This is a genomic window from Nocardia sp. No.11 (genome assembly GCF_038752175.1).
GTDB classification, from domain to species: Bacteria; Actinomycetota; Actinomycetes; order Mycobacteriales; family Mycobacteriaceae; genus Nocardia; species Nocardia canadensis.
Genome location: NZ_JBCGFB010000188.1, coordinates 1 through 7564 on the forward strand (window position 1 = coordinate 1; position 7564 = coordinate 7564).

The following is a 7564-nucleotide window of genomic DNA, read 5'->3' on the forward strand; positions in this document are numbered from 1 at the left end:
CCCGAGCCGGTGCCCAGGCCGAGCTCGGTCCCGGCGCCGCTGCCCGTGTCGAGCACTCCCGCACCGGAGCCGTCGGCCCCCAGCCCGAGCGCCGGGCCCGCCGCGCCGGAACCGGTAGCGCCGAGATCCAGGCCCGCGGAACCGGTGTCGATGCCGAGCACGCCGATGCCGGGTGGGGTGAGGGGGTTCGCTACGGCCGCGGGCGCGGCGGCGAGGCCGATCACCGCCACGGTGGCGACGGCGGCCGACGGCAGCAAATGGCGAGAGAATCGCGAGAGGGGTGGAAACCGCATGAACATCACCTTCTAAGGATCGAAACAATCCGACAGGCCGGTATGGATGCGAAAAGTTGATCGGCTTGCGGAGGTAGTCCATGGAACCGCAACGAGGTCAGTCAAAATGCCGCTGATCTGTGTGTTCAACACCACGCGCGGGCGGATGGCCGCGCCGACCTGGGCGAGTGACCATCGCCGATTCCGGATCGTTACCGGTGGGGTCTCCTGCGAGCGAGATCATGTTGCTGATGATTAGCCACTGTGCTCCGCCGGAATCGGCGCTGCGGCCGGGTGTCCGCGTCGCGCGGGCGACCGGCACGCGACATGCGTAGGGTGACGGGCGTACCGAGCTGGGCTGGGTAATACGACGAATCCGCGTCCGCTCCCGGCCGGTTGCGGCGCGCCGGGCGATTACCTGGAATAGTTGGGGCGGCACGCACAGGACCAAAGCGAAAGCGGGGATGTTGGTGACTTCGACGGAAGGTGTGAGCGGGCCGAAGCTGGCGAAGGACGCCGGTACGGCAACGCCGAGCACCCTGGAGCGTGACGTCCAGACTCTCGAGAAGGCGATCTACGAGGTCAAGCGAGTCATCGTCGGCCAGGATCGTCTCGTCGAGCGGCTGCTCGTCGGTGTGCTGTCGCGCGGCCACGTGCTGCTCGAAGGTGTGCCCGGCGTCGCGAAGACCCTCGCCGTGGAAACCTTCGCCAAGGTCGTCGGCGGGTCGTTCTCGCGTGTGCAGTTCACGCCCGACCTGGTGCCCACCGACCTCATCGGTACCCGCATCTACCGGCAGGGCCGCGAGGAGTTCGACACCGAACTCGGCCCGGTCGTCGCGAACTTCGTTCTCGCCGACGAGATCAACCGCGCGCCCGCCAAGGTGCAGTCGGCACTGCTCGAGGTGATGGCCGAGCGCAAGCTGTCGATCGGCGGCAAGACCTACCCGATGCCCGATCCGTTCCTGGTCATGGCGACCCAGAACCCGATCGAGAGCGAGGGCGTGTACCCGCTGCCCGAGGCCCAGCGTGACCGCTTCCTGTTCAAGGTCGTCGTCGACTACCCCTCGGTCGAGGAGGAGCGCGAGATCATCTACCGGATGGGCGTGACCCCGCCGGAGCCCAAGCAGATCCTCGCGCCCGAGGACATCATCCGGCTGCAGAAGCTGGCGGCCAACGTCTTCGTGCACCACGCGCTGGTCGACTACGTCGTCCGCGTCATCACCGCGACCCGCACCCCCGCCGAGTTCGGCATGCCCGATGTGGCCAGCTGGATCTCCTACGGCGCCTCGCCGCGTGCCAGCCTCGGCATCATCGCCGCCGCGCGCGCCGTCGCCCTGATCCGCGGCCGCGACTACGTGGTGCCGCAGGACGTCGTCGAGGTGATCCCGGACGTGCTGCGCCATCGTCTGGTGCTGTCCTACGACGCGCTGGCCGACGAGGTCACCCCCGAGGACGTCATCAAGCGGGTGCTGCAGACCGTCGGCCTGCCGCAGGTCGCGCCCCAGGCCGTCGGTGGCCAGGCCGCGCCCCAGCAGCCCGCGGTACCCCAGCCGCCCGCCCAGCAACAGCCCGTGCCGCAGCCGGTGAACGGGCAGCAGTCCCAGCCCGCCGGCCACGTCGCGCCCCAGTGAGTGCGCCGGAACCCGTTGTCCGCGTGCCCACCTCGTCCCACGCGCCGCCGTCGTTCCGTGCCGGTGAACTGACCGACCCGAAGCTGGCCGCCGCGCTCAAGACACTCGAACTGACGGTGCGGCGCCGCCTCGACGGTGTCCTGCACGGCGACCACCAGGGCCTGATCCCCGGGCCCGGCTCGGAACCGGGCGAGGCGCGGCTGTACCAGCCCGGTGACGATGTGCGACAGATGGATTGGTCGGTCACCGCCCGCACCACCCATCCGCACGTGCGGCAGATGATCGCCGACCGCGAGCTCGAGACCTGGCTCGTCGTCGACCTGTCGTCGAGTCTGGACTTCGGCACCGGCCGGGTGCAGAAGCGCGATCTCGCGATCGCGGCGGCCGCGGCGATCACCCACCTCACCTCCGGCGGCGGTAATCGCATCGGCGCCGTCGTCGCCACGGGCCAGGACCTGGTGCGCATCCCCGCGCGCAGCGGTCGCCTGCACGCCCAGACCATGCTGCGCGGCATCGCGACCACCCCGCACGCCCGCGACGGCGTGCGCGGTGACCTCAAGGCCGGGATCGAGTCGTTGCGCCGCCCGCAGCGCAAACGTGGTCTGGCCGTGGTGATCAGCGACTTCCTCGGTGACGTCGACTGGCAGCGCTCGCTGCGCGCGATCTCGGCCCGCCACGACCTGCTCGCGGTCGAGGTGCTCGATCCCCTCGACGTCGCGCTGCCCGACGGTGGCGACGTGGTGCTGCACGATCCGGAATCGGGTCGCACCCGCGAGTTCAGCGTCACCCCCACACTGCGTGCCGATTTCGCGGCCGCCGCCCAGGCCCAGCGCGCGCAGGTGCAGCAGGCGCTGCGCAGCTGCGGTGCGCCGGTGTTGTCGCTGCAGACCGATCGGGACTGGATCGCCGACGTGGTTCGGTTCGTGTCCACCCGGCGCCACAGCCTCGGCGCCCCGAGCGGGCGGGTGCCTCGCCAGTGAGTATTTCGCATTTCACGGCCGTCGTCTGGCTCGGTTTCCTGGTCGTCGTCGCCCTGCTGGTCCTCGGCTATGTGCTGGTCCAGCGGGCCAGGCACAAACGGATGCTGCAGTTCGGCAACATGTCCGTGCTCGAGCGGGTCGCCCCGTCGCGACCCAGCCCGATGCGGCACGTGCCGATCGCGCTCATCCTCGCCGGCCTGGTGCTGCTGACCGTCGCCGCCGCCGGACCGACCGCCGTGCAGAAGGTGCCGCGCAACCGCGCGACCGTCGTGCTGGTGATGGACGTGTCGCTGTCGATGGAGGCGACCGACGTGGAGCCGAACCGGCTGCAGGTCGCGCAGAAGGCAGGCAAGGAATTCGTCGACGGCCTGACCCCCGGCATCAACCTCGGTTTCGTCACCTTCGCCGGAACCGCGTCGGTGATGGTGTCGCCGACGACCAACCGCGAGGCCGTCAAGCACTCGATCGACAACATCAAGCTGGCCGAGCGCACTGCCACCGGCGAGGGCATCCTGACCGCCCTGCAGTCGATCGACACCCTGGCCGCCGTGCTCGGCGGCGCGGAGACCCCGCCGCCGGCCCGCATCGTGCTGATGTCGGACGGTAAGCAGACCGTGCCCGACGACAAGGACGTCGACAACCCGCGGCACGGCTTCACCGCGGCCCGGCTGGCCAAGAACAAGAACATCCCGGTCTCCACGATCTCCTTCGGCACCGAATGGGGCACCGTCGAGATCCCGGATTCCGACGGCAAGGGTTCGCAGCGGGTGAAGGTGCCCGTGGACAACGCCTCGCTGCAGGAGATCGCCAAGCTGTCCGGCGGTGAGTTCTACACCGCCTCCTCACTGGCCGAACTGCGTGCCGTCTACGACACCCTCGAGGAACAGATCGGCTACGAGACCACCCGCGGCGACGCGAGCAGGCCGTGGCTGCTGCTCGGTATGTTGTTCGTCGCCGCCGGCGTCGTGGTCAGTTTGCTCTATCGTCAACGCCTGCCCTAGCACGCCTCGCCCCGCGTTGTGAGACGTCGCAGTGCCGCGACCCTGACGCGGGGCACACGAACCGGAACAGATAGGTTGGACCCTATGTCGAACGTCACATCCCGCTCGGTCCTGGTGACCGGTGGTAACCGCGGTATCGGTCTCGCGGTCGCCCAGCGCCTGCTCGCCGACGGCCACAAGGTCGCCGTCACGCACCGCGGATCGGGGGTGCCGGAGGGTCTGTTCGGAGTGAAGTGCGATGTCACCGACAGCGAGTCGGTCGACCGTGCGTTCACCGAGGTCGAGGAGCACCAGGGTCCGGTCGAGGTGCTGGTCGCCAACGCGGGTATCACCGACGACACCCTGCTGATGCGGATGACCGAGGACCAGTTCGAGCGCGTCATCGACGCCAACCTCACCGGCGCTTTCCGCTGTGCCAAGCGTGCCAACCGCGCCATGCTCCGCGCGCGGTGGGGCCGGATGATCTTCCTCGGCTCCGTCGTCGGTCTCGGCGGTGGCCCCGGCCAGATCAACTACGCCTCTTCCAAGGCGGGCGTGATCGGTATGGCGCGCTCCATCACTCGTGAGCTGGGCTCGCGTTCGATCACCGCCAACGTGGTCGCTCCCGGTTTCATCGAGACCGACATGACCGCCGAGCTGCCCGAGGATCTGAAGGAAACCGCCAAGAAGTTCATTCCGCTGGGTCGCCTCGGCCAGGCCGAGGACGTCGCCGCGGTGGTCAGCTTCCTGGCGTCGGAGGACTCGCGCTACGTCACCGGTGCCGTCATTCCGGTCGACGGCGGCATGGGCATGGGTCACTGATCCGCTAACGGATTGCCCCGCGCCACCGACAAGGTGGCGGCAACCATACTGATTTCAGGAGAACCGAAAACTCATGGGCGGACTGCTCGAAGGCAAGACCATTCTGGTCACCGGCATCATCACCGATTCGTCGATCGCGTTCAGCGCGGCGGCGGTCGCGCAGGAGCAGGGCGCGAAGGTGATCATCACCGGCATCCCGGAACGGCTGCGGCTGATCGACCGCATCGCCAAGCGCCTGCCGCAGGAGGTGCCGCCGGCGATTCCGCTGGACGTCACCAACGAGGAGAACCTGGGCGCGCTGGCCGACGCCCTGCGCGAGCTGGCGCCCGAGGGCATCGACGGTGTGCTGCACTCGATCGCCTTCGCGCCCAAGACCCTGATGGGCCCGGACGCGGTGCCGTTCCTGGAGGGCCCCGGCCCCGATGTGGCGAAGTCGTTCGAGATCTCCGCGTGGAGCTACGCCTCGCTGGCCCGCGCCGTGCTGCCCGTGATGAACGAGGGCGGCTCCATCGTCGGCATGGACTTCGATCCGCGCGTGGCGATGCCGTACTACAACTGGATGGGTGTCTCCAAGGCCGCGCTGGAGTCGGTGAACCGGTACGTGGCCCGGGAAGTGGGCTACGCCAAGAAGATCCGCTCCAACCTGATCGCCGCGGGTCCGGTGAAGACCCTCGCGGCCAAGGCCATCGCCGGTACCGCGACCGACGACGCCAAGCAGCTGCGTCAGCTCGACGAGTACTGGGACGGCGCGTCGCCGATCGGCTGGGACGGCGCCGACGCGCGCGCGGTCGGCAAGTCGATCGTCGCGCTGCTGTCGGACTGGCTGCCCGCCACCACCGGCTCGATCATCTACGTCGACGGCGGCGCCAGCCACAACATGTGGTTCCCCGAGGGCTTCACCGCCAACTGATGACCGACGGCCTGTTGCTGCTGTCCTTCGGTGGCCCCGAGGGTCCCGAGGACGTGATCCCGTTCCTGGAGAACGTCACTCGGGGCCGCGGGGTACCCCGGGCGCGGCTCGACGAGGTTGCCCAGCACTACCTGCATTTCGGTGGTGTCTCGCCGATCAACGCGCTCAACCGCGACATCATCGCCGCGGTCGAGGCCGATCTGGCCGACGCCGGGCTCGACCTGCCGGTGTACTTCGGCAACCGCAACTGGCATCCCCTGGTGGAGGACACGGTCGCGCGGATGACCGCCGACGGTGTGCGCTCGGCCCTGGTCTTCCCGACCTCGGCGTGGGGCGGGTACTCGGGCTGCCGCCAGTACGACGAGGACATCGCCCGCGCGCGGGCCGCGGTCGGTGCCGATGCGCCGGAACTGGTGAAGCTGCGCCAGTACTTCGACCATCCGCTGCTGATCGCGTCGTTCGCCGACGCGATCACCGCCGCGGTCGCCCGGATCCCGGCCGATCGCCGCGACGGTGTGCGCCTGGTGTTCACCGCGCACTCCATCCCGATCTCGGCCGACATCGCCGCGGGCCCGCCCGCCGACGGCGGCCGCCTCTACAGCAGGCAGGTCGCCGAGGCGGCCCGATTGTGCGCCGCCGCGACCGGTTTCGCCGACTACGACCTGGTGTGGCAGTCACGGTCGGGCCCGCCGCAGGTGCCGTGGCTGGAACCCGACATCGTCGACCATCTGGATGCGTTGCACGGCAAGGGGATCGACGCCGTGGTCGTCTGCCCGGTCGGTTTCGTCTCCGATCATCTCGAGGTGATCTGGGACCTCGACAACGAGGCCGCGCAGAAGGCGGCCGAGCTCGGCATGGCCTTCGCCCGGGCCGCGACGCCGGGCACCGATGCGCGTTTCTCGCGCATGATCGTCGAGCTGATCCAGGAGCGACTCGCCGGGGGACCGGTGCGCGAACTGGGTGAGGTGCCGGGCTACGGCTGCACCGTCGACGGGGCCCTGTGCGCACCCGGCTGCTGCGCACCGGCGTCGCGTCCGGCCCGGCCCTGAACACAACCGGATAAACATTCGCCGGGTCGCCCGGGTCCGGGGAGTAGGCTTTGCGGAGTTGTGCTCGACAGATCGGAGGTATTCCGATGCGTTCGACGATGCTCCACCGCGGCCGGGTGGCTGCCCTGTTCGTGCTGACCGTGACCGCACTGGGCCTGAGCGGTTGCGGCAACGACTCCGGGTACGACGACGCGGGCCCGGTCCCCACCGAACCCACCATCTCGCAGGCCTCGGTGGACGAACTCTGCGGGATCCTCGACGGTCAGCAGGGCACCTGGAAGGCGTTGGGCCCCCGGGTCGCCCGGGTGGCGTTCACCGGCGCGATGAAGCTGTGGACCGTGCAGGACACCACCGCCAACGCCGCGCTCTCCTGGAATCGCCACATCGTCGACACCGTCACCACTCAGACCTGTCCGGTCGTCCGCGACGACACCCTGGTGGTGCTCGACGTCCCCGACCTGAAGGCCGCGCTCGGCGGATTCTGAACCAGCGCTTGCCGCTTCGCCGCACCTGATCGCGGACCGGATAGTCGAGTAGTCGGGTACTCGCGCGTTCCCTCGCCCGCCCGGCGCATTCTCGTCCCACCTGCACGACAGGAGAGGACGATGCGACGCGACCCCGTTCGACCTGATCCGGCCCGAGCCCGCCCCCGGGCCGGCATCCGCCGGCCCACCGGCCGTATCCGCTGCGGCGTGGTACTGGCCGCGGTGGCCGCCGTCGTGTCGCTGTCGGTGGGTTGTGTGCGGCCCGCGGCCGATTCGCGCTCGCCCGGCCCCTCGGACCCCGGTCTTTCGGCGACCGCCGATCAGCAGTCGGCGACCGCACCGGGTGGCCGGTCATCCGGCGGTGAGTCGGCTCCCGACGGCGCCGGGGCCCCGGGCGGTCCGGTCGGTGAGGCCGGTGGTGGGAGCGCACCGGGC

7 protein-coding genes and 2 pseudogenes are annotated in these 7564 nt (G+C 69.7%); 8 read left to right on the forward strand and 1 reads right to left on the reverse strand.

The features are described from left to right. Positions 1-293: pseudogene (locus tag V8688_RS30325) on the reverse strand (hypothetical protein); the annotation flags it as partial. Positions 294-736: 443 nt separating this feature from the next. Here V8688_RS30325 and V8688_RS30330 point away from each other — a divergent pair. From V8688_RS30330 to V8688_RS30365, 8 genes and pseudogenes are all read left to right on the forward strand, one after another. Then, positions 737-1903, forward strand: coding sequence for a MoxR family ATPase (locus V8688_RS30330; protein WP_218716510.1), 1167 nt, complete (start codon positions 737-739; stop codon positions 1901-1903). A 23-nt stretch (positions 1904-1926) separates the two neighbouring features. Further along, positions 1927-2883 carry a DUF58 domain-containing protein gene (locus tag V8688_RS30335; RefSeq protein WP_218716511.1) on the forward strand — a complete coding sequence of 319 codons (957 nt, stop codon included), beginning with the start codon at positions 1927-1929 and terminating at the stop codon, positions 2881-2883. Continuing rightward, entirely contained in the window at positions 2880-3884 is a 1005-nt protein-coding gene (locus V8688_RS30340; RefSeq protein WP_218716512.1) for a VWA domain-containing protein, read from the forward strand. Before V8688_RS30335 ends, V8688_RS30340 begins: the two co-directional genes overlap by 4 nt. An 84-nt stretch (positions 3885-3968) precedes the next feature. Beyond that, complete coding sequence (gene fabG1 / locus V8688_RS30345) at positions 3969-4685, forward strand: 3-oxoacyl-ACP reductase FabG1 (RefSeq protein WP_019050352.1); 717 nt, start codon at positions 3969-3971, stop codon at positions 4683-4685. 73 nt (positions 4686-4758) lie between these two features. Next, positions 4759-5595, forward strand: coding sequence for an NADH-dependent enoyl-ACP reductase InhA (gene inhA / locus V8688_RS30350; protein ID WP_218716513.1), 837 nt, complete (start codon positions 4759-4761; stop codon positions 5593-5595). Then, positions 5595-6644, forward strand: coding sequence for a ferrochelatase (locus tag V8688_RS30355; protein WP_218716514.1), 1050 nt, complete (start codon positions 5595-5597; stop codon positions 6642-6644). The genes inhA and V8688_RS30355 overlap by 1 nt, the downstream gene beginning before the upstream one ends. Before the next feature lie 86 nt (positions 6645-6730). Continuing rightward, positions 6731-7129, forward strand: coding sequence for a hypothetical protein (locus tag V8688_RS30360; RefSeq protein WP_218716515.1), 399 nt, complete (start codon positions 6731-6733; stop codon positions 7127-7129). Between the two features lie 120 nt (positions 7130-7249). Next, a pseudogene (locus tag V8688_RS30365) lies at positions 7250-7564 on the forward strand (hypothetical protein); the annotation flags it as partial.

Coding starts and splice junctions, on each gene's coding strand:
- V8688_RS30360 (WP_218716515.1), top strand. CDS start 6,731: ATGCGTTCGACGATGCTCCACCGCGGCCGGGTGGCTGCCCTGTTCGTG.
- fabG1 (WP_019050352.1), top strand. CDS start 3,969: ATGTCGAACGTCACATCCCGCTCGGTCCTGGTGACCGGTGGTAACCGC.
- V8688_RS30330 (WP_218716510.1), top strand. CDS start 737: ATGTTGGTGACTTCGACGGAAGGTGTGAGCGGGCCGAAGCTGGCGAAG.
- V8688_RS30355 (WP_218716514.1), top strand. CDS start 5,595: ATGACCGACGGCCTGTTGCTGCTGTCCTTCGGTGGCCCCGAGGGTCCC.
- inhA (WP_218716513.1), top strand. CDS start 4,759: ATGGGCGGACTGCTCGAAGGCAAGACCATTCTGGTCACCGGCATCATC.